This is a genomic window from Sphingomonas sp. GW821-FHT09E03 (assembly GCF_059416225.1).
The window spans coordinates 204,219-224,235 of record NZ_JBWKOS010000001.1 but is presented as its reverse complement, the minus strand read 5'-3'; the positions used below and the strand labels follow the sequence as shown (position 1 = coordinate 224,235).

The 20,017-nt window shown below is 68.3% G+C and carries 16 protein-coding genes and 1 tRNA gene; 15 read left to right on the top strand and 2 right to left on the bottom strand.

Going from position 1 to position 20,017, the window contains the following annotated elements:
- Positions 1 to 45: 45 nt before the first annotated feature.
- Together ypfJ and AC07M8_RS01175 are read left to right on the top strand one after the other, a co-directional pair.
- The gene (gene ypfJ / locus AC07M8_RS01180) at positions 46 to 984 is read left to right on the top strand and encodes a KPN_02809 family neutral zinc metallopeptidase (protein ID WP_495172636.1); all 939 of its coding nucleotides are present in this window, start codon (positions 46 to 48) and stop codon (positions 982 to 984) included.
- Positions 984 to 1,973: an NADP-dependent oxidoreductase gene (locus AC07M8_RS01175; RefSeq protein WP_495172635.1), complete on the top strand. Its 990-nt coding sequence runs from the start codon at positions 984 to 986 to the stop codon at positions 1,971 to 1,973. Before ypfJ ends, AC07M8_RS01175 begins: the two co-directional genes overlap by 1 nt.
- A gap of 61 nt (positions 1,974 to 2,034) precedes the next feature.
- Here the strand turns inward: AC07M8_RS01175 and AC07M8_RS01170 are convergent, their stop codons facing one another.
- Positions 2,035 to 3,342: a sugar MFS transporter gene (locus AC07M8_RS01170; RefSeq protein ID WP_495172634.1), complete on the bottom strand. Its 1,308-nt coding sequence runs from the start codon at positions 3,340 to 3,342 to the stop codon at positions 2,035 to 2,037.
- 72 nt (positions 3,343 to 3,414) lie between these two features.
- Positions 3,415 to 4,215 (bottom strand): DODA-type extradiol aromatic ring-opening family dioxygenase, encoded by an 801-nt coding sequence (locus tag AC07M8_RS01165; protein ID WP_495172633.1) that lies wholly within the window; start codon positions 4,213 to 4,215, stop codon positions 3,415 to 3,417.
- Between the two features lie 89 nt (positions 4,216 to 4,304).
- Here AC07M8_RS01165 and AC07M8_RS01160 point away from each other — a divergent pair, with 89 nt between their 5' ends.
- From AC07M8_RS01160 to AC07M8_RS01100, 13 genes are all read left to right on the top strand, one after another.
- Positions 4,305 to 4,847 (top strand): (2Fe-2S)-binding protein, encoded by a 543-nt coding sequence (locus AC07M8_RS01160; protein ID WP_495172632.1) that lies wholly within the window; start codon positions 4,305 to 4,307, stop codon positions 4,845 to 4,847.
- A 114-nt stretch (positions 4,848 to 4,961) separates the two neighbouring features.
- Entirely contained in the window at positions 4,962 to 5,843 is an 882-nt protein-coding gene (locus AC07M8_RS01155) for an RcnB family protein (protein WP_495172631.1), read from the top strand.
- Positions 5,844 to 5,936: 93 nt separating this feature from the next.
- The gene (locus AC07M8_RS01150) at positions 5,937 to 6,620 is read left to right on the top strand and encodes a prolyl hydroxylase family protein (protein ID WP_495172630.1); all 684 of its coding nucleotides are present in this window, start codon (positions 5,937 to 5,939) and stop codon (positions 6,618 to 6,620) included.
- A 172-nt stretch (positions 6,621 to 6,792) separates the two neighbouring features.
- The gene (recJ, locus tag AC07M8_RS01145) at positions 6,793 to 8,562 is read left to right on the top strand and encodes a single-stranded-DNA-specific exonuclease RecJ (RefSeq protein WP_495172629.1); all 1,770 of its coding nucleotides are present in this window, start codon (positions 6,793 to 6,795) and stop codon (positions 8,560 to 8,562) included.
- A gap of 45 nt (positions 8,563 to 8,607) precedes the next feature.
- Positions 8,608 to 8,682, top strand: a tRNA-Glu gene (locus AC07M8_RS01140).
- A gap of 496 nt (positions 8,683 to 9,178) precedes the next feature.
- Entirely contained in the window at positions 9,179 to 10,813 is a 1,635-nt protein-coding gene (locus tag AC07M8_RS01135; RefSeq protein ID WP_495172628.1) for a TldD/PmbA family protein, read from the top strand.
- Positions 10,814 to 10,828: 15 nt separating this feature from the next.
- Complete coding sequence (locus AC07M8_RS01130; RefSeq protein ID WP_495172627.1) at positions 10,829 to 12,163, top strand: TldD/PmbA family protein; 1,335 nt, start codon at positions 10,829 to 10,831, stop codon at positions 12,161 to 12,163.
- Positions 12,164 to 12,235: 72 nt separating this feature from the next.
- Entirely contained in the window at positions 12,236 to 12,931 is a 696-nt protein-coding gene (locus tag AC07M8_RS01125) for a DUF4159 domain-containing protein (protein WP_495172626.1), read from the top strand.
- A 36-nt stretch (positions 12,932 to 12,967) separates the two neighbouring features.
- The gene (locus tag AC07M8_RS01120) at positions 12,968 to 13,969 is read left to right on the top strand and encodes an AAA family ATPase (RefSeq protein ID WP_495172625.1); all 1,002 of its coding nucleotides are present in this window, start codon (positions 12,968 to 12,970) and stop codon (positions 13,967 to 13,969) included.
- 31 nt (positions 13,970 to 14,000) lie between these two features.
- On the top strand, positions 14,001 to 14,861 hold the full coding sequence (locus tag AC07M8_RS01115; protein WP_495172624.1) for a DUF58 domain-containing protein: 861 nt from the start codon (positions 14,001 to 14,003) through the stop codon (positions 14,859 to 14,861).
- Entirely contained in the window at positions 14,858 to 15,985 is a 1,128-nt protein-coding gene (locus AC07M8_RS01110) for a BatA domain-containing protein (protein WP_495172623.1), read from the top strand. The genes AC07M8_RS01115 and AC07M8_RS01110 overlap by 4 nt, the downstream gene beginning before the upstream one ends.
- Before the next feature lie 62 nt (positions 15,986 to 16,047).
- Entirely contained in the window at positions 16,048 to 18,084 is a 2,037-nt protein-coding gene (locus tag AC07M8_RS01105) for a DUF4175 domain-containing protein (RefSeq protein ID WP_495172622.1), read from the top strand.
- On the top strand, positions 18,081 to 19,907 hold the full coding sequence (locus AC07M8_RS01100) for a serine/threonine-protein kinase (protein WP_495172621.1): 1,827 nt from the start codon (positions 18,081 to 18,083) through the stop codon (positions 19,905 to 19,907). Before AC07M8_RS01105 ends, AC07M8_RS01100 begins: the two co-directional genes overlap by 4 nt.
- Positions 19,908 to 20,017: the final 110 nt, after the last annotated feature.

Sequence of the window (20,017 nt, the reverse complement as noted above, 5' to 3'; positions counted from 1 at the left end):
CAGCCTCGCCAAGCATTTCGTGACGGAACAGCAACGGAGCCTGGCATGCGCCTCGACGATTTCGATCCCAACATCAACGTCGAGGATCAGGGCAACCGAGGCGGTGGCTTTGGTGGCCTGGGCGGCGGTGGTGGTGGCGGCGGCGGGCTGCTGTTCGGCTTGCTGCCGTTGATCGGCAGCCGGTTCGGCTGCGGCGGCATCGTCGTGGTGCTGATCCTGCTCGCGGTGTTCGGCGGGCTCGGCAACATCGGCGGGATGCTGGGTGGTGGCGGCAGCCAGACCGGCACGCAGATCTCGCGCCCTGCCAGCGGCACCGCGGGCGACGGCACCAGCGCTACCAGCGTCTGCACGTCGGATCCCGCCAAGCATGCCGCGTGCAACGCGTTCAGCTCGGCGCAGAAGACCTGGGCGGCGATCTTCGCGCAGGAGGGCCAGCAGTTTGAAGCCCCGGGCCTGCGCTTCTTCAGCAACAACGGCGAGTCCGGCTGCGGCGCGGCGCAATCGGCGATGGGCCCCTTCTACTGCCCGACCGACCACGACATCTATCTCGACACCGCCTTCTTCGACGAGCTCGCCAACCGCTTCCAGGCCAAGGGCGATTTCGCGCAGGATTATGTGATCGCGCATGAGTTCGGCCATCACATCCAGAATCTGCTCGGCACCTCGGACAAGGTGCAGCAGATCCAGCGCGGCGGCAGCGAGACCCAGGGCAATGCCGCCTCGGTGCGGCTCGAGCTGCAGGCCGATTGCTACGCCGGGGTGTGGGCGGCCAAGAACCGCGACCGGATGGATCCGGGCGACCTCGAGGAGGGCCTGACCGCCGCGCATGCGATCGGCGACGACACGCTCCAGCAGCAGTCGCAGGGCCGCGTGGTGCCCGACAGCTTCACCCATGGCACCTCGGCGGAGCGGATGAAGTGGCTGCGCCGCGGCATCGAGACGGGCGACCCTGCCCAGTGCGACACCTTCTCGGGAGCGATCTGATGGCGCGTGCCTGGAGTCTGGTGTCCCGCCCCGAGGGCCTGCCGACTGCCGACAATTTCCGATTGCTCGATCTCGGCCGGGCCGAGCTCGCCGATGGCGAGGTGCGGATCGCCAACGAGTGGCTGTCGGTCGATCCGTATATGCGCGGGCGGATGAACGACGTGAAGAGCTACACGCCGCCGTTCGCGCTCGGCGAGCCAATGACCGGCGGGGCGATCGGGCGGGTGACGGAGAGCCGCTCCGACCAGTTCACGCCCGGCGAGATCGTCCAGCATTTCGCCGGCTGGCGCGACGAGGCGGTGCTCCCCGCCGACCAGGTCAAGCCGCTGCCGCAGCTCGACGTCGAGCCGCAGGCCTATCTCGGCCAATTGGGCGTGCCGGGGATGACGGCCTATTTTGGGCTGCTCGATATCGCCGCGGCGCAGGAGGGCGAAACGGTGTTCGTCTCGGCCGCCGCCGGCGCGGTCGGCTCGACGGTGGTGCAGATCGCCAAGGCGCGGGGCATGCATGTCATCGCCTCGGCCGGCGGCCCGGAGAAATGCGCCTGGGTGCAGTCGCTCGGCGCCGATTCGGTGATCGACTACAAGGCCGGCACGCCAATTGTGCAGGCGCTCGGCGAGCAGGCGCGCAACGGCATCGACGTTTATTTCGACAATGTCGGTGGCGATCACCTCGATGCGGCGTTCGCCCACGCCAGGCTTCACGCGCGCTTCGCGGTGTGCGGGATGATCGATGGCTATAACGCCGCCGATCCGGTGCAACTGCGCTACATCGCGCGGATGATCGGCATGCGGGTGCGGCTGCAGGGCTTCATCGTCACCGACTTCGCCGACCGCGCCGCCGACTTCTACCGCGACATGGGCGGCTGGCTGAAGGACGGCAAGCTCTCCGGCGAGGAGACGGTGATCGACGGGCTGGAGCGAATGCCCGAGGCGTTCCTCGGGCTGTTCTCCGGGCAGAACAAGGGCAAGATGTTGGTGCGGGTTTAATCCGCCGACCCCGCCCTTTCATTCCGGCTGACGCTGGGATGACAGGGCGGGATGATAGGCGTTAGCGCGCCACCTTCATCGGCTGGCGGCTGGCGTACAGCCCGTAGGCGCCGATCACGGCGTAGCAGAGCGCCGGCAGCAGCAGCGAGAAGTGGAGCGAGCCGCTCTGGTCGGCGAGATAGCCGGTGAGCGGCGGCACCACGGCGCCGCCGACGATCGCGGTGGCGATGACCCCCGAGCCCTCGGCCGCGCGCTTGCCAAGACCGGCGCTGGCGAGGCTGAAGATCGTCGGGAACATGATCGAGTTCATCAGCCCGATCGCGAGCAGCGTCCAACCCGAGACATCGCCCACGGTGTTGGCCGAGATCAGGATCAGCGCGATCGAGCCGGTGGCAACGCAGGCGAGCACCTTGCCCGGCGACACCAGCCGCAGCACGCCCGAGCCGATGAAGCGGCCGACGAGCGCGCCACCCCAATAATAGAAGACGTGGTTGCCGGCGATCTGGTCGCTGACGCCCCACACGTCGCTCTGGGTGAGATAGGAGACGATCAGCGAGCCGATCGAGACTTCGGCGCCGACGTAGAGGAAGATGCACAGGGCGCCCATCGCGAAGCGCGGGCTGGAGAGCAGCGTGAGCGGGTGGAAGATGCTGCCACCCTTTTCCTGCTCCTCCTGGAGCCGGTTGCGGCGGGTCCAGACCACCGCGGCGATCACCAGCAAGGCGACCGCAAGGCCAAGATAGGTGTGGACGATCGCGCGCGACGATTCGACGCGATAGGCCTCGAGCGCGGCGCCGGTCAGCGACGCGGCCGACAACGACGCGAGGCCGCCAAGGATCAGTGCCGAGCCGACCCGCGGGAAGATGGTGGTGCCGAGCGAGTTGAACGCCTGGGCGAAGGTCAGCCGGCTCGGTGCCGTCTCGGGCTTGCCGAGCAGCGAGATCAGCGGGTTGGAGACGACCTGGACCACCGTGATGCCGGCGCCGAGCACGAACAAGGCAAGCAGGAACATGCCGAAGGTCGCCGAGGAGGACGCCGGAATGAACAGCAGGCAGCCCGCGGTCATCGTGACGAGGCCGATCGAGGCGGTGCGCATGTAGCCGAACCGACGCACGATCGCCGCGGCGGGCAGCGAGAACAGCGCATAAGCGAAGAAGAACGCCGAATTCACCAGCTGCGAGGTAAAGTGATCGAGCGTGAACAGCTCCTTCAGCTTGGGGATGATCACGTCGTTGAGGCTGGTGATCCCGCCAAAGATGAAGAACAGCGCGAACACGAAGACGCGCAGGTCCGGTGCGTCATAGCCGTGGGCGGCGTCGCCGGCGGCGGCCGGATCGCTGCTGCTGGTGGTATCGAAATGCATTGCCATGGACGAACGCGGCCCCTCTCGTGGATCTTTGCCGGTGGGCATAGGCCGCGCGCGCAGCCGGTGGCAAGCGGATCAGCCGAGGCGGAATCCCGAGACGACCCACCCCATTACCGTATCGCGATAGTCGCGCACCGCCCGGTCACCGCCGCCGGCGCCGACCGTAACCATCAGCGGCAGCAGATGCTCGGCCTCGGGATGGGCGAAGCGGGCGTGCGGCAGCGAGCGCCAGTTGGCGAGCCGCGCGGCGCGGCAATCTGGATCGGGGTCAGTCACCGCGGCGGCCAGCGCATTGTCCCATTCGGCCGCCACCGGCGTCACCTGGGGTCCGCGGGCGCGCAGATTGTGGAAGCTCATCCCCGAGCCGACGATCAGCACGCCCTCGTCGCGCAACGGCGCGAGCGCGGCGCCGACCGCGAGGTGCGCGGCGGGATCGAGATCGGCGCGCAGCGAAAGCTGCACCAGCGGGATGTCGGCGTCCGGCACCGCGACCATCATCGGGATGAACACGCCATGGTCCCAGCCCCGGCTCGCCTCCTCGCCGACCTCATGGCCCGCCGCCATCAGCAGCGCCGCGGCCCGGCGGGCGACATCGGGCGCGCCCGGCGCGTCCCAGCGCAATTGGTAGGTGTGCGGCGGGAAGCCGGCGTAGTCGAACAGCAACGGCTTGCCGTCGCCGACATGCACCGTCACCGCGGCCGTTTCCCAATGGCCCGAGACCATCAGAATAGCGCGCGGCCGCTCCGGCAGCGAGGCGATCAGCCCGGCGAGATAGGCTTGCATCGGCTGCCACATCGGGTCCGCCGGGCCGCCGTGCGGGTCCATGAAGAAGCACGGGCCGCCGCCGTGTGGGATGAAGAGGGTGGGAAGCGTCATGCCGGCACCATCGGCAGGCACCAGCCCTGCCGCAATCGCCTGGATCGAAACGCACTGTTCGGGCTTGGTGGCTGAGGCTAGGAGACGGCATGACGCGCCTCACCGTCAACAACCAGCCGGTCGAATACCGGCTCGACCCTGCGACGCCGCTGCTTTGGGCGCTGCGCGACGCGTCAAACCTCACCGGCACCAAATATGGCTGCGGCACCGGCGCGTGCGGCGCCTGCACCGTCGATGTCGACGGCCGCGCGGTGCGCGCCTGCCAGGTGCCGATCGGCACGGTGGAGGGCACCTATGTCACCACCATCGAAGGCCTCAGCCACGAGCGCAACCACCCGCTCCAGCTTGCTTTTATCGCCGCCAACCTGCCGCAATGCGGCTTCTGCATCCCGGGCATGATCATGGCCGCCGCCGTGCTGCTCAAGAAGGACGCCGAGCCCGATGAGGCGGCGATCCGCGCAGGCATCGACAATCTGTGCCGTTGCGGCGTCTATCCGCGGCTGATCGAGGCGATCCAGCGCGCCGGGCGGGCGCTGCGCGGCGAGGAGACGATCACCGCCGGTGCCCGCCCGGGGATCGACGCCGCCGATGCCGCGCGCGTGGTGCCGGCGCTGGTGCCGCACCGCGACTGAGCCTCCGCGAAGCTTTCGCAATGCTGACGAACCAGTTCAGCCTTCGATCAACGCGCCGGGCGTAATCGTCGATCATCGGAGCCGGCCCGGGTGCCGGCGGGAGTGAGGACGACCATGAACATCGTGATCAAGGCATTGCTGGCCGCCACCGCGCTGATGCCGATTGCCGCCCACGCGCAGGAGGCCCAGCAGCCGGACCGCCAGGGCCGCGCCGAGCATCAGGGCGGCCGCGGCGAGCGCGGTGACCGCGGCAATCGCAACTACCAGCGGCCACAAGGTGCGGTGCAGCCGGTCAACGGCCAGCGCGGCCAGCCGCAGCCATTCCAGGCCGATCGCGGCCCCGATCGCCAGGCCTTCGCCGCCGACCGTGGACCGGATCGCGGCGGGCGCGACCTTGCGGCCGGTCGCCCGGATTTCACCGGCGGCCGCGGTGACGAGCGTCGCCAGGGTCAGGGTCGCCCGGTTCAGTTCCAGGATGGTCGCGGGAGCCAAGGTCGCCCGGTGCAGTTTCAGGGTGGCCAGGACCCGCGCGGCGATCGCGGCGATCGCAACAATGTCATCCAGGCCGGCCAGCGTGGTCGCGACGACCGTGGCCGCGGCGGTGATCGCGGCAATTATGGCGGAGGGTACGGCGGCGGTTATGGCGCCGGCGCAGGCCGCGGCTATGCCGACAATCGCGCCGGGGCGTGGAACCGCGGCTGGCGCGGCGACAATCGCTACAATTGGAACAGCTACCGCCAGGTGAACCGCGGCGCCTATCGCCTGCCGCATTATTATGCGCCTGGCGGCTGGGGCTATGGCTATCGCCGCTTCTCGATCGGGTCTGTGCTGTCGTCGGTGCTGTGGAGCGACAATTACTGGATCGACGATCCCTACGACTATCGCCTCCCGGAGGCGTACGGCCCCTATCGCTGGGTGCGCTATTATGACGATGCGATGCTCGTCGACCTGCGCTCGGGCCGGGTGGTCGACGTCGTTTACGACATCTTCTGGTAAGCGGCGGTCAACTTGACGGTTGATCGGTAAAGAGGGCTCGGCCGGGCGGCCGGGCCCTTGCCTTTGCCGGTTACCAGCGGCACCGTTGGGCTCATGTTCTTCCGCAAATCTTTTTCCGCCAGCAAGCCCAGCAAGGCCCGCCAGCTGGTCGGACGCCGCGTCGCCGAGCGGCTAGACGCCAATCCGAGCGTCACCAAGGCCGAGATCGAGGCCGCGCAGGTCTTCTACCATCTCGACTTCCTTGATGCCGCGCAATGCGACGCGCTGATCGCGCTGATCGACGCCAATCGCCGCCCCTCCACCCTGCTGTCGGACACCGTCAAGGACGACTTTCGCACCAGCGAGAGCTGCGACATGGACCGCTGGTCGCCCGCGGTGCAGCCGATCGACGAATCAATCGCGCAACTGCTCGGCATCGACCCCGACCACGGCGAGACCATGCAGGGTCAGCGCTACGCCCCCGGCCAGCATTTCCGCGCCCACCATGATTTCTTCCACGAGGCCGAGAGTTATTGGCCGGCGATGAAGGCATCGGGCGGCCAGCGCACCTGGACCGCGATGATCTACCTCAACGACGTCGCCGATGGCGGCGCTACCTGGTTCCCGCAGGCCGGGTTCAAAATCGCGCCGCGGCGCGGCCTGCTCTTGTGCTGGAACAACATGAACCCGGACGGCAGCCCCAATCTGCTGACGCTGCACGAGGGGACGGACGTGGTGGTGGGGACCAAGTACATCGTCACCAAATGGTTTCGCGAGGGCGCCTGGGTGAAGCGCTGAGGAGATGGGTTTTCGCTGTTGGTGAAGCGGATGGTTGGCTCGGCGTTCGCGATCGACGACCAGCAATCTACCCTCAGCCCCAGCTCCCGTCCCACATCGGCCCGTGCGATCCGGGCGTGGCGGTGGTAACGGGAACGATGTCCTCCACCATTGCCTCGCTGTCACCCCGCGCATGACCCCTGTCCTCGGCGTCACCACCTCGATCCTCGGCCAGCCGTGGCGCTGGCGCGCGCTGTCTGCCGATACTCGCGACGGCGTCGGCGCGGACGGCTTTGGCGGCGACGATCTCGTCACGCAGTTGCTGCTCGCCCGCGGCTGCCCGCGCGAGGCGCTCGACCAGCATCGCGCGCCCTCGATCCGCGCGTTCATGCCCGATCCGTCGATCTTCCGCGACATGGATCGCGCCGCCACCCGCCTCGCCGATGCGGTCGCGGCCGGCGAGCAGATCGCGGTGTTCGGCGATTATGACGTCGATGGCGCAACCTCGGCGGCGGTGATGATCCTGGTGCTGCGCGACCTCGGGCTGGAGGCGCGCGCCTACATCCCCGACCGGCTGACCGAGGGCTATGGCCCGTCGGGCGCCGCGATGGTCCGGCTCAAGAACGAGGGTGCGTCGCTGATTGTCACCGTCGATTGCGGCGCGCAGGCGTTCGAGGCGCTGGCGACCGCGCGCGACGCCGGGGTCGACGTGCTGGTGGTCGACCATCACAAATGCGCCGCCACCCTCCCGCACGCCCATGCGGTGGTGAACCCCAACCGGCTCGACGAGGATGAAGGCGCCGCGCACGGCCATCTCGCCGCGGTCGGCGTCTGCTTCCTGCTTGCCGCGGCGCTGATCCGCACGCTGCGTGCGCGCGGCTTCTTCCAGGATCGGCCCGAGCCCAAGCTGATCGACCTGCTCGATCTGGTAGCGCTCGGCACCGTCGCCGATGTCGCCCAGCTCAGGGGGCTCAACCGCGCCTTCGTCGCCCAGGGTCTCAAGGTGATGGCGCAGCGCCGCAACATCGGCGTCGCCGCGCTGATCGAGGCATCCCGGCTCACCCGCGCGCCGACCTGCAGCGATCTCGGCTTCGCGCTGGGGCCTCGGATCAACGCCGGCGGCCGGGTGGGCCGCGCCGATCTCGGCGTCCGCCTGCTCACCACCCGCGATCCCGAGGAGGCGCGGGCCATCGCCGAGGAGCTAGACCGGCTCAATGACGAGCGCCGTACCATCGAGGCCGGCGTCCAGGAGGCGGCCGAGCTGCTCGCCGCCGAGGACCGCCGCGTCGCGGTGGTCGCCGGGCTCGGCTGGCACCCCGGGGTGATCGGCATCGTCGCCGGGCGGCTCAAGGAGAAGCTCGGCCGCCCGGTAATCGTGATCGCGCTCGACGAACAGGGCCTCGGCAAGGGATCGGGGCGCTCGATTCCCGGCGTCGATCTCGGCGCCGCGGTGCTCGCCGCCAAGGAGCATGGCCTGCTCGTCGCCGGCGGCGGCCATGCAATGGCGGCGGGCCTGACGATCGCGGCAGGCGAGCTCGTCGCTTTTGCCGACTTCCTCGAGCAGCGGCTCGCAGATCCTGTCGACCGTGCCCGCGAGGATCGTTCGCTGCTGCTCGATGCGGTGCTCGCCGCCGGCGGCGTCAATCCCGCGCTGGTCGAGGCGCTTGAGGTCGGCGGCCCCTATGGCATGGGCTGGCCGGCGCCGCGGGTGGCGATGGGGCCGGTGCGGATCATCAAGGCCGATGTGGTCGGCAACGGCCATGTCCGCGCGGTGGTGGCAGGCGACGACGGCCGCAGCCTCAAGGCGATGGCGTTCCGCGCCGCCGACAATGCGCTCGGCCAGGCGCTGCTCTCCGCCGCGCCGCACCGCCGGCTGTGGCTCGCCGGCCGCGCCAAGATCGACGACTGGGGGAGCCGCCCTGCCGCCGAGCTCCACCTCGAAGACGCCGCCTGGGCCGATTGAGCGGCTTGACCCCGCCGCCCGCGCCGCCTAGGGGACATCGGCGCTGGCCCCTTCGTCTAGCGGTTAGGACGCGGCCCTTTCACGGCTGAAGCACGGGTTCGATTCCCGTAGGGGTCACCAGCATCTGCCCAAGGGGCGGCAAATCATAATTCCGCAGGATTCGAGGGCGCATCACCATCCTTGTTTGCAAAGGATGCGTACAACTTAGCCGCATGGCTGCTCTTCGATGTTCCTCGCACGGGCATTTCTACTGCCGCGAGGTCATCCCGGTCGCACTCCGCCCGTTCTTCGACAGTGGCGCTAGCGAGTGTAAGCGGGGTGGCCTTCGCCTGAGCTAAAAGACCGGCGATGACGGTTTATCGCCGGTGTGTTCGTTGGCGCCGGGTTCGATCTGTTTAAGTGCTAAACATTGCCGCGCGAGCACGGTCCGTCGGGTTCAGGGCAATCGGGCCAACACCCGTGCTGTAGCAGTTCGGTAAAACACCGTGTTGACGACCGTCGAAACGCGCGCGATGATCCGATCTCGGACAAGGGCACGATCAACACGCGATCGTCGCCACCGGGACAGGGAAGCGCCACGCAGAGGACACTCGCGGGCGATATTGGGGGAACGGCGTTGGATAGACGGGACTTCCTGGCCGCGAGCGGCTTGGCACTTGGCGGCGGTCTGTTGCCGACCTTCCTCGGACGCGCGATCGCCGCCGAGGAGCTGATCTCGACCGTCGACGTCGCCGTGAAGAAGCGCCTCGCCGACGCCGCACTGAACGCCGCTAAAAGCGTTGGCGCCAGCTATTGCGACGTCCGCGTCGGCCGGTACCTGCGCCAGTTCGTCATCACGCGCGAAAAGAACGTCGAGAACGTCGTCAGCACCGAATCGACCGGGATCGGCGTCCGCGTCATCGCCAATGGCGCATGGGGATTTTCCGCCACCAACGAAATGACCGTTGACGCGGTCGCCAACGCCGCCAAGCTCGCCACGGCGATCGCCAAGGCCAATGCCACGTCGCAGACCGCGCCGGTGCAGCTCGCGCCCACGCCCGGCGTAGGCGAGGTATCGTGGCGCACGCCCATCAAGAAGAACGCGATGGCGGTACCGCTCAAGGAAAAGGTCGATCTGCTGCTCGGCGTCAACGCTGCGGCGATCGACGCCGGGGCGAGCTTCGTCAACTCGATCCTGTTCCTCGTCAACGAGCAGAAGTATTTCGCCTCAACCGACGGATCGTACATCGACCAGGACGTGCACCGCATCTGGGCGCCGCTGACCGTCACCGCGATCGACAAGGCGTCCGGCAAGTTCCGCACCCGAGAAGGCCTCTCCGCGCCGATGGGCATGGGCTACGAATATCTCGACGGTGCCGCCTCGGGCAAGTTCATCTCGCCCAACGGGGTCGTGAACTACGGCCTGTCCTACGACATGAAGGAGGACGCAATCGCCGCCGCCAAACAGGCGCAGGCAAAGCTCAAGGCGCCGTCCGTGAAACCCGGCAAATACGATCTCGTGCTCGATCCGTCGCATACCTGGCTGACCATCCATGAATCGATCGGCCATCCGCTCGAGCTCGATCGCGTGCTCGGCTATGAAGCCAATTATGCCGGGACCTCGTTCGTCACGCTCGACAAGGTCAAGCAGCGCTTCCAGTACGGCAGCCCCGAAGTCTCGATCGTCGCCGACAAGACGCAATATGGCAGCCTCGGCGCAGTCGGTTACGACGACGAGGGCGTCAAGACCAAGAAATGGGACCTGATCCGCGACGGCAAGCTGGTCGACCTGGAGGCGATCCGCGACCAGGCGCACATCATCGGCAAGTCCGCATCGGACGGGTGCTGCTATGCCGACAACTGGGCCAGCGTGCAGTTCCAGCGCATGCCCAACGTCAGCATGGAGGCCGGCAAGAAGAAGCACAGCGTCGCAGACATGATCGGCGGCGTTGAGAACGGCATCTACATCATCGGTGACGGCAGCTTCTCGATCGACCAGCAGCGCTACAATGCGCAGTTCGGCGGGCAGCTGTTCTACGAGATCAAGAACGGCAAGATCACCCAGCAGATCGAGGACGTCGCCTATCAGATCCGCACGCCCGAGTTCTGGAACGCGTGCGTCGGCGTCTGCGACGCGAGCGACTACCGGATGGGCGGCTCGTTCTTCGATGGCAAGGGCCAGCCAAGCCAGGTGTCGACGGTGAGCCACGGCTCCTCGACCGCGCGCTTCAACGGTATAAACGTCATCAACACCGCCCGCTCGCTCGGCTGATAGGAGATACAGGTCATGAGCATCCTCACCGAAGAGCAGGCGCGCGCCATCCTCACCAAGGTCGTCGCGCTCTCCAAGGCCGACGAATGCACCGCACAGCTGGCAGGGTCGATCGACGGCAACATCCGGTTCGCGCTGAACAACATCTCGACCAGTGGCGTGATCACCAACTCGGATCTCGCCGTGCAGGTCGCGTTCGGCAGGCGCGTCGGTACCGCAACGATCAACCAGTTCGATGATGCCTCGCTCGAACGCGTCGTACGTCGCGCCGAAGACCTCGCTCGGCTCGCCCCCGAAAACCCCGAGTTCGTTCCTGCCGTCGCCAAGCAGGTCTACAAACCCTCGCCGACGTTCAGCGCCGCGACCGCAGCCATCAATCCCGATTATCGTGCCAAGGTTGCGGGCGACTCGATCACCGCGTGCAAGGCGGAGAAACTGATCGCTGCCGGCTTCCTTCAGGATGGCCAAAGCTATGTCGCGTTCGCCAATTCCAAGGGTAATTTCGGCTATCAGCGCGCCTCCTCAATGGATTACACCTGCACGGTCCGCTCCGAAGACGGTCGCGGCTCGGGTTGGGTCGGTCGCAGCCTGCAGGATTCCGCGGCATTCAGCGCCGCGACCGATATCCGCACCGGCATCCGCAAGGCATCCGCCTCGGTCGACGCCCGCGCGCTGGAACCCGGCAAATACACCGTGATCCTCGAACCCGCGGCGGCAGCGGGGCTCATCAGCTTCATGATGAACTTCTTCGATGCGCGGCAGGCGGACGAGGGGCGCAGCTTCCTGTCGAAGAAGGGCGGCGGCAACAAGGTCGGCGAGCAGGTCTACGATCCGCGTGTCACATTTACGGCCGACCCCTGGGCGCCCGGCGCCGCGGTGATGCCGTGGGACGACGAGGGCCTGCCGCGCGAGACGATGCCGATCGTCAAGGACGGCAAGGTCGTGAACCTCAACTATTCGCGCTACTGGGCCCAGAAACAGGGCAAGCGCGCGGTCGGCGCACCGGGCAACCTGCTGATGGCAGGCGGCACCAAGTCGACCGCCGACCTGATCCGCGGCACCGAGCGCGGCATCCTTGTGTCGCGGACCTGGTATATTCGCATGGTCGATCCGCAGACCGTACTGCTGACCGGCCTGACGCGCGACGGGACCTTCTATATTGAGAATGGCGAGATCAAATATCCGGTGAAGAACTTCCGCTTCAACGAAAGTCCGGTCATCATGCTCAACAACATCGACGAACTCGGCAAACCGGTTCGGGTGGCGGGCGACGAGAGCTCGCTGGTGATGATGATCCCACCGATGAAGCTACGCGACTTCACCTTCACCTCGCTGTCGGACGCGGTCTGATTTGCCTGACGTTCAACGCCACCACCCCGCCATGGGCCGGGGTGGTGGCGTGACACGGCGATGCCAGACGACATGACGCGTCACGACTTCCTCAAGCTAATGGGTGCGGCCGTGGCCACCGCCCTCCTCCCGCGCGCGGCCACAGCCGCCGGGGCGTACGACTTCTGGTTCACGCGGCTTCGCTATCAGTCGGGCGACTGGGACGTCGACCAGCGGATGCCGTCGAACATCCTTACCTCGCTGATCGATTACACCAACCTGCGCGTCGACCCGAAAGAGCATGTCGTCGCGCTCGCCGACCCGAAGATGCTGACGGCGCCGTTCTGCTACATGGCCGGGCACAAGCTGGTCGAGTTTTCCGCCGACGAACGGCGCAACTTCGAACGCTATGTGCGCAACGGCGGGTTCGTGCTGGTCGACGACTGCAATCACGACATCGACGGGCTGTTCGCCCAATCCTTCGAACGCCAGATGACCAAGATCTTCGGGGCCCGCGCGCTGCAGAAGCTGCCGCCGAAGCATCCGATCTACACCAGTTTCTTCAAGTTCACCGGCCCGCCAGCGACGACGTTCGAACTGAACGGCTGGGGCGACGACCTCGTCCACGACTATTTGAAGGGAATCACGATCGATGGCCGGCTCGGGCTGCTGTACAGCAACAAGGATTACGGATGCGAATGGGACTATGACTGGCGCAACAAGCGCTTTCTCGCGCAGGACAACACGAAGTTCGGTGTCAACATCGTCATGTACGCGCTGACCGTTTGAGACAGGCCCTCCCCCGAGTATGCTCTTATGAACGACATGACCCGAACGGACGTCACCGAGACCGAGGTCGCCGCGCAATTGGCCAAACTCGGCGATCTTCGCGCCGCCATCGGCCAGGCGATCGTCGGGCAGGAGGCCGTGGTCGAGCAATTGCTGATCGCGCTGATCGCCGGCGGGCATTGCCTGATGGAAGGCGTTCCCGGGCTCGGGAAGACGCTGCTCGTGCGGTCGCTCGGCGAGGCGCTGGCGCTCGATTTCCGCCGCGTCCAGTTCACGCCCGACCTGATGCCGAGCGATATCCTGGGCACCGAATTGCTCGAGGAGGATCACGGCACCGGCAAGCGCTATTTCCGTTTCCAGCAAGGCCCGATCTTCACCAACCTGCTGCTGGCCGACGAACTCAATCGCACGCCGCCCAAGACGCAGGCCGCGTTGCTGGAGGCGATGCAGGAGCGCACCGTCAGCTATGGCGGCACCACCTACACGCTGCCCGACCCGTTCTTCGTGTTGGCGACGCAGAACCCGATCGAGCAGGCCGGCACCTATCCGCTGCCCGAGGCGCAGTTGGACCGCTTCCTGCTCCACGTCCGCGTCGATTATCCGACAGAGGCGGAGGAGCGCGCGATCATCGCGCAGACCACCGGCAGCCGCACCGCGACAGTGCCGCGCGTCCTCGGGGCGGAGGATGTGATGCGGCTGCGCCGCTGGGTGCGCGACGTGCATCTCGGCGAAGACCTGCTCGACTGGATCACGCGGATCGTCCGTGCGAGCCGGCCGGGCGACGCGATGCCGGACGCAATCCGCAGCTATGTCCGTTGGGGGGCCGGGCCGCGTGCCGGCCAGTCTCTGGTGCTCGCGGCCAAGGCGCGCGCGCTGCTCCAGGGGCGGCTTGCCGCGACCCGTGACGACATTCTCGCGCTTGCCGCGCCCGTGCTGCGCCACCGCCTGATCCTGTCGTTCGCTGCCGAGGCGGAGGGTGTCAGCCCGGAGCAGGTTGTCGCCCGGCTCGTCGGCGCGATGAGAGGACCGGGTGCCTGAAACACTTCTACCGGCTGACGTCCGGCACAGGTTGAAGGGACTGTCGCTGGTCGCCCGCCGTGCCGTGGGGGATCGCGGGATCGGGCTGCACGCAAGCCACAGCCGCGGGACGGGTCTCGAATTCGCGCAATATCGGCCGTACGAATTCGGGGACGAACCGCGCCAGATCGACTGGAAGCTGTACGCGCGATCGGATCGCTTCTTCGTTCGCGAAGCCGAGCGGGAAAGTCCCGTCGCGCTCTGGATCCTGCTCGATGCGAGCGCGTCCATGACGCAAGCGGACCGGCGCCGCCCTGAGTATTCCAGGCTCCATGCGAGCAAGGGCTTGATCGCTGCGCTGGCCGAGCTGGCGTTGGCACAAGGCGACCGGTTCGCGTTCGCCGCGTTGCGCGACGCGGGGCTCGCGCTGACGCGTCCGGCGAGCGGCACGCGGCACCGCGACCGCCTCCACCTCGACCTTCACGGACTGGCGGCGGCGGGCGGCTTTCCCGACGAGGCCGCCTTGTCGCCCTTGTGGGAGCGCGTCGGCCCGCGCGACCTGGTCGTCATCCTGTCGGACTGGTTCGACCCGGCCTGCCTCGATCTCGCGCGGCGCCTGTCGGCGGCGGGGCGCGAAGTGCTTGGCATACAGATACTGACCGTCGGCGAACGCGATTTCGATTATGACGGCGGCTACCGGTTCCGCGACCCCGAGACGGGCGAGGACCTGCTCGGCGACGCCGCCGCTTTGCGGGCGGACTATCTTGCCCGTTTCGGCGAGGCACAGGCGGGCCTCCACGCCGCGCTCGACGCGGCCGGCGTCCGCCACGCCGCGCTCGTCCTTGATCAGCCGCTCGACACGCCGCTGCAGCGGCTGTTCGGCCGCACCGGCAACCGGGTGGGCGGGGAATGACCCCGACGCTGCTGCTGCCGCTCGGCCTCGCGGCCCTCGGGGCGATCCTTGTTCCGCTCGTCCTGCATCTCGCACGCCGAACCGAGCAACGCCCGACCGACTTCGCCGCATTGCGCTGGCTGCGCCAGAAGCCGCGCCCGCGCCACCGGCCCAGGTTCGACGAACTGCTGTTGCTGGCGGCCCGAATGTTGTTGCTCGCACTGCTGTCGCTCTTCCTCGCCGCGCCGGCGCTGCTGGACGCGCAGGATGCGACACCCGTGATCGCCTTCGCCCCGGGAACAGATCCCGCGACCGTGCCGCGGGATGCGAGCGCGCGCGCGGTATGGCTCGCACCCGGCTTTCCGTCGGCGGACACTCCCTCCCCGCAAGGCCAGGTTCCGATCGGCAGCCTGATCCGCCAGCTCGACCTTCAAACCGCCGCGACGGCGCCGTTGACCATCGTCGTTCCGGCCACGCTGGACGGCGCGGATGCCGAGCGGCCACGCGTGTCACACCCTGTGCGCTGGCGGATCGTCCCCGGTGCCATGGCCGCGGGCAATCCCGTCCCATCGCCGCTCCGCCTCGCCTTGCGCACCGACGCCGCGCATGCGAGCGGTGCCCGCTATATCCGCGCGGCAACCGCCGCACTCGATCTCGCGAGCGACGTCGGCGATACCGCGCGCGCGCTGCCATCGCAGACGACCGCGCTGATCTGGCTGGCGAGCGGTACGCTGCCCGCCGGCGTAACCCGCTGGATCGATGGCGGCGGCACTGCGCTCGTTGCCAGCGATACGGTGATCGAGGCGGGGCCCACGGTCCCGGCATGGCATGACGAAACCGGGCGGCCGCTCGCCGAGACGCGGGCGGAGGGCAAGGGGCACGTCACGCGACTGCTGCAACCGCTCGATCCGATCGCCATGCCCGCCCTCGTCGAGCCCAGCTTCCCGAAGAACCTTGCGCAGAGCCTCGCACCTGCTCCGCCACCGGCGCGGGTCTCGGCGCGCGCGTACCGGCCGCTGCCCGGCCGCCTGCCCCCGGCGAGCCAGTCGCGCGATCTCCGCCCCTGGTTCGCGCTGGCCATCGCCGCCGCGTGGCTGGTCGAGCGCTGGCTCGCGACCCGTGCCGGGCGGGCGATCGCCCCATGAGCCTGGAGCCGCCCGTTACCGGCTGGGCCGGATCCGCGCGCACGCGGTCGATGCGTGACGACGTGCTGCTCGCGGCGCCGATCGTGATCGTCATCGCCGCATCAGGCTGGCGGCTGGCGAACCCTGCGGCGGGGTTCGCCCTGGCCCTCCTCGGCGCCGTCGCGATCGTCCTGATCGCCCGCACCCGCGCGCGTCGCTACGACCGTCGCTGGCTGATCGCGGCGATCGATGCCGCGCGATCCGACACGGAGGATAGTAGCGACCTTCTGTTTGCCGATCCGACGGCGCTGACGCCGTTCCAGCGCCTGCAACACACCCGGATCGAGGCGAGACTGGCTACCGAACCCACGCCCGATTTGTATCGGACTCGATCGCATCGAACCACGGCGGGGCTGTGGCTGGCCGCCCCCATCATCATCGCCGCGATTGCGCTCTGGCCCGACCGGGCCGGGCCGGGCGGCGCACTGTCCCCGGCACATGAAGGCACCGCGCAGCCCGGCGTCCCTACGCTGACCGCACAGCGCCTGACGGTGGTCCCGCCCGCCTATACCGGCCTGCCGGTGCGCGCGCTCGATACGCTCGACGCGCGGGTCCCGGCGGGATCGCGGCTCGAATGGACGCTCGCCTTCTCGCCCGAGCCGGTGGCCGCCGCGCTCGCCGTCCTCGACGGAACGCGGACACGGCTCGCGCAATCGGGCGTGACATGGACGGCCGCGCGCACCGCCGCTTCGGCCTTCCTCTACCGCGTCGTCGCGCAGGGTGGGCAACTCGCACCGCCGCTGCACCGCATCGATGTGATCGTCGACCAGCCGCCCCAGATCCGCCTCATCTCGCCCGCCGCAACGCTCGTCCAAATGGCGCCGGGCCAGCGCAGCTGGTCGCTGTCGTTCGAAGCGACGGACGATTATGGCGTGCAACCGGTGGCGTCGCTGCGCCTCGTGGTCGCGCAGGGCGAGGGCGAGAACGTCCGCTTCAGCCAACGCATCGTTACCGTTCGTGGGACCGGCGCCTCGCGCCGTCGCCTCTTCGCAACGACCATCGCGATCGCCGGAACCGGATTCACCGAACCCGGCGATCTTGTCGCGCAGCTCACCGTCGCCGACACCCGTTCGCCGGCGCCGCAGCGCGTGATCGGTCCTGCCATCATCCTTCGCCGCCCACCCGCCAGCGGCGGCGAGAGCGGCCTGGAGGCGATGACCCGCCGCACGATGCCGGCCTATTTCAGCAGCCAGCGGCAGGTCATTATCGACGCCGAAGCGCTGCTCGCCGAGCGTCCCCGCCCCGCTTCCGATCGCTTCCTCGCACGCTCGACCTCGATCGCCGACGACCAGCGCCTTTTGCGGATGCGCTATGGGCAGTTCATGGGGGAGGAAGTCGGCGGTGGCGCGACCAACGCCATGCCGACCAGCGACGCGGAAGAGGGCGCCGTGCCCCCGCCCGGGGAGGAACATGCGGGGGAGCCTCCCGCTCCGGTACCTCAATTCGGGCAGGAGAGCGCGATCGTCGAGACGTACGGCCACACTCATGACGAATCCGAAGCTGCGACGCTGCTCGACCCCGGGACACGCGCGACGTTGCGCCAGGCGCTCGACAATATGCGCCAATCCGAAACCGCACTCCGACTAGGCGACCCCAGGCGCGCGCTGCCGTTCGCGTACAAGGCGCTGCGCTTCATCAAACAGGTCCAGCAGGCGACCCGCATCTTCCTCGCGCGCACCGGATCGCACCTGCCCCCGGTTGATCCCGCACGCCGGCTGACGGGCGACCGATCCGACATGGCTGCGCGCGGCCTCGCTCCCACCGTTGCAGATCCGGTCGACGCGACACCCTCGGCGATCTGGGCGGCGCTCGACACGCGCAACGACGTGGGCGGGCTGGACGCATTGGCGCGCTGGGTACGCGCGAACGCGGCGCGCGTGTCCGATCCTCTCGCCCTGTCCGCCGCGATCGACACGCTGCGTCGCGATCCGACCTGCGCCGCCTGCCGTGCGAAGCTGCGCGGTACGCTGTGGAGCGCGCTGCCCCGGCCGACCCCCGGGCTGACCCGACGCCCGGCCGGAGACGCCATCGGCCGCCGCTACCTGGACGCGCTGCCATGACTGTTGCGACGTGCGTCGCAGCGATCCTGACCCTCGCGGTCGTGCTCGGCTGCGTGCGGCTTCTCCTGTGGCAGCGACGTGCCCCGGCGTCATCCCGTTCGCGGCGCTGGCGCCTAGCCGTGTTACTGGCGCTGCAGCCGGTGGCAGCCATGTTGCTCTACTGCGCGCTGTTTCCCCCCGCTGCCGCAGGAAAGGCGACCGGCACGCTGGTCATAGCGACGTCCGGGGCGCGCCGATTCGTCCCGACCGGACCGGGCGAGCGGCTGATCGCGCTGCCCGAGGCGCCGGCCGTGGTCGGCGCCGAGCTCCTGCCCGATCTCGGGACCGCCCTCAGGCGATACCCCGATGCCGGCGCCCTGCGGATCGTTGGCTCCGGTCTGGAACCCCGCGATCGGCAGGCCACCGCCGGACGGTTGGTGCGCTTCGAACCCACAAGCGAGCCACGCGGCCTGATCGCGCTGCAACCGCCGGCACCGATCGCCGCCGGCGCGCGGTTCGCCGTGACCGCCCGCGCCGCGCGGCTTGCAGGCGGATCGGCGGAGTTGCTCGATCCAGCCTCGCAGATCGTCGATACGCAACCGATCGGACCAGCGGGCGATGTCGCGCTATCCGGCACCGTACGCGCCCCGGGAACGACGCTCTTTACCTTGCGTCTGCGCGACGGATCGCGCGCACTGATCGAGCAAGCATCCGTACCGGTCCGGGTCCCCTCCTCGTCGCCCGCACGCGTCCTTATTCTTGCCGGTGCGCCGAACCCTGAAGTCAAGTATCTGCGCCGATGGGCGACTGATGCGGGGCTGGCGCCACAGGTCCGCGTCGACGTGGGTGGTGGCGTCTCGCTATTCGATACGCCGCCCGATCTAGCGACGGCTGCACTCGGGAAGGTCGATGCAGTCATCATCGACGACCGCGCCTGGGACACGATCGGCACGGGCGGGCGCCAAGCCGTCGCCGCCGCAGTGCGGGGCGGCCTGGGCCTGATCGTGCGGATAACCGGGCCGGTGCCGCGCGACTGGCACGTTCTGGGATTGACCGCATCCGGCACCCCCGACGTCGCGCCGGTGACGTTGGATGCCGACGTCCCCAGCGACGAAGCGCTTGCCGCGCGCCGTGGCCCCGGTACGCGCGACGACCCCGCCTCGATGGCAGGCGCGCGCGAAACCGTGCCGCTGCTGACCCGACAGGCGGTGATCCTCGCGGGCGGCTTGCCGATCCTTCGCGACATCCGCGGGACTGTGCTCGCGCTGTCGCGGCGCAGCGGACGCGGCAAGGTCGCCTTGATCAGCCTTCAGGACAGCTTCGCTCTCGTCACCAGCGGCCATGGCGATGCTCACAACGAATTGTGGAGCCACTTGGTCTCGGATGTCGCCCGTCGGCAGGCCGGCCCGTTCATACGGGTCGAAAATCCGGCGTTCGCCGGCCAGCGAATGGCCATCTGCGGCGCCGGTCCCATTTTCGTGACCGATCCCGCAGGAGACGTAGGTCGGGCGCTCGTCGATCCCGCGAGCGAAGCAGCCGGATGCGCGGGCTATTGGCCGACCGTCGCCGGCTGGCACCGTTCATCGGGTCCCGCGGCAATGCCCTTCTACGTCTATCCGGCTGACGCACTGCCGGGCCTCCGCGCGAAGGATCGTCGCGACTGGACGCTGAGCCAAGTTGGTGGCGGCGATCGCGCAAGCGTGCGGCAGGTCGAGACCAACCGTGAGCCATCCTGGCCTTGGTTCATCGGCTGGCTCATCATTGCCACATTGGCATGGTGGTTTGAGCGTGCGCAAACTGGCCGAACTGCACAGCATATCCTTGAAGAACAGCACGTATCCTGATGTGCTCTTGACCAACAGCTGACCGTTCCTGCTCGCGTCGCGCCTGTTGCGCGCCGAGGAGAAACACCGCGCCGTCCCCATCAAGCGGCCCACCGAAAAGGCAGGCCGTT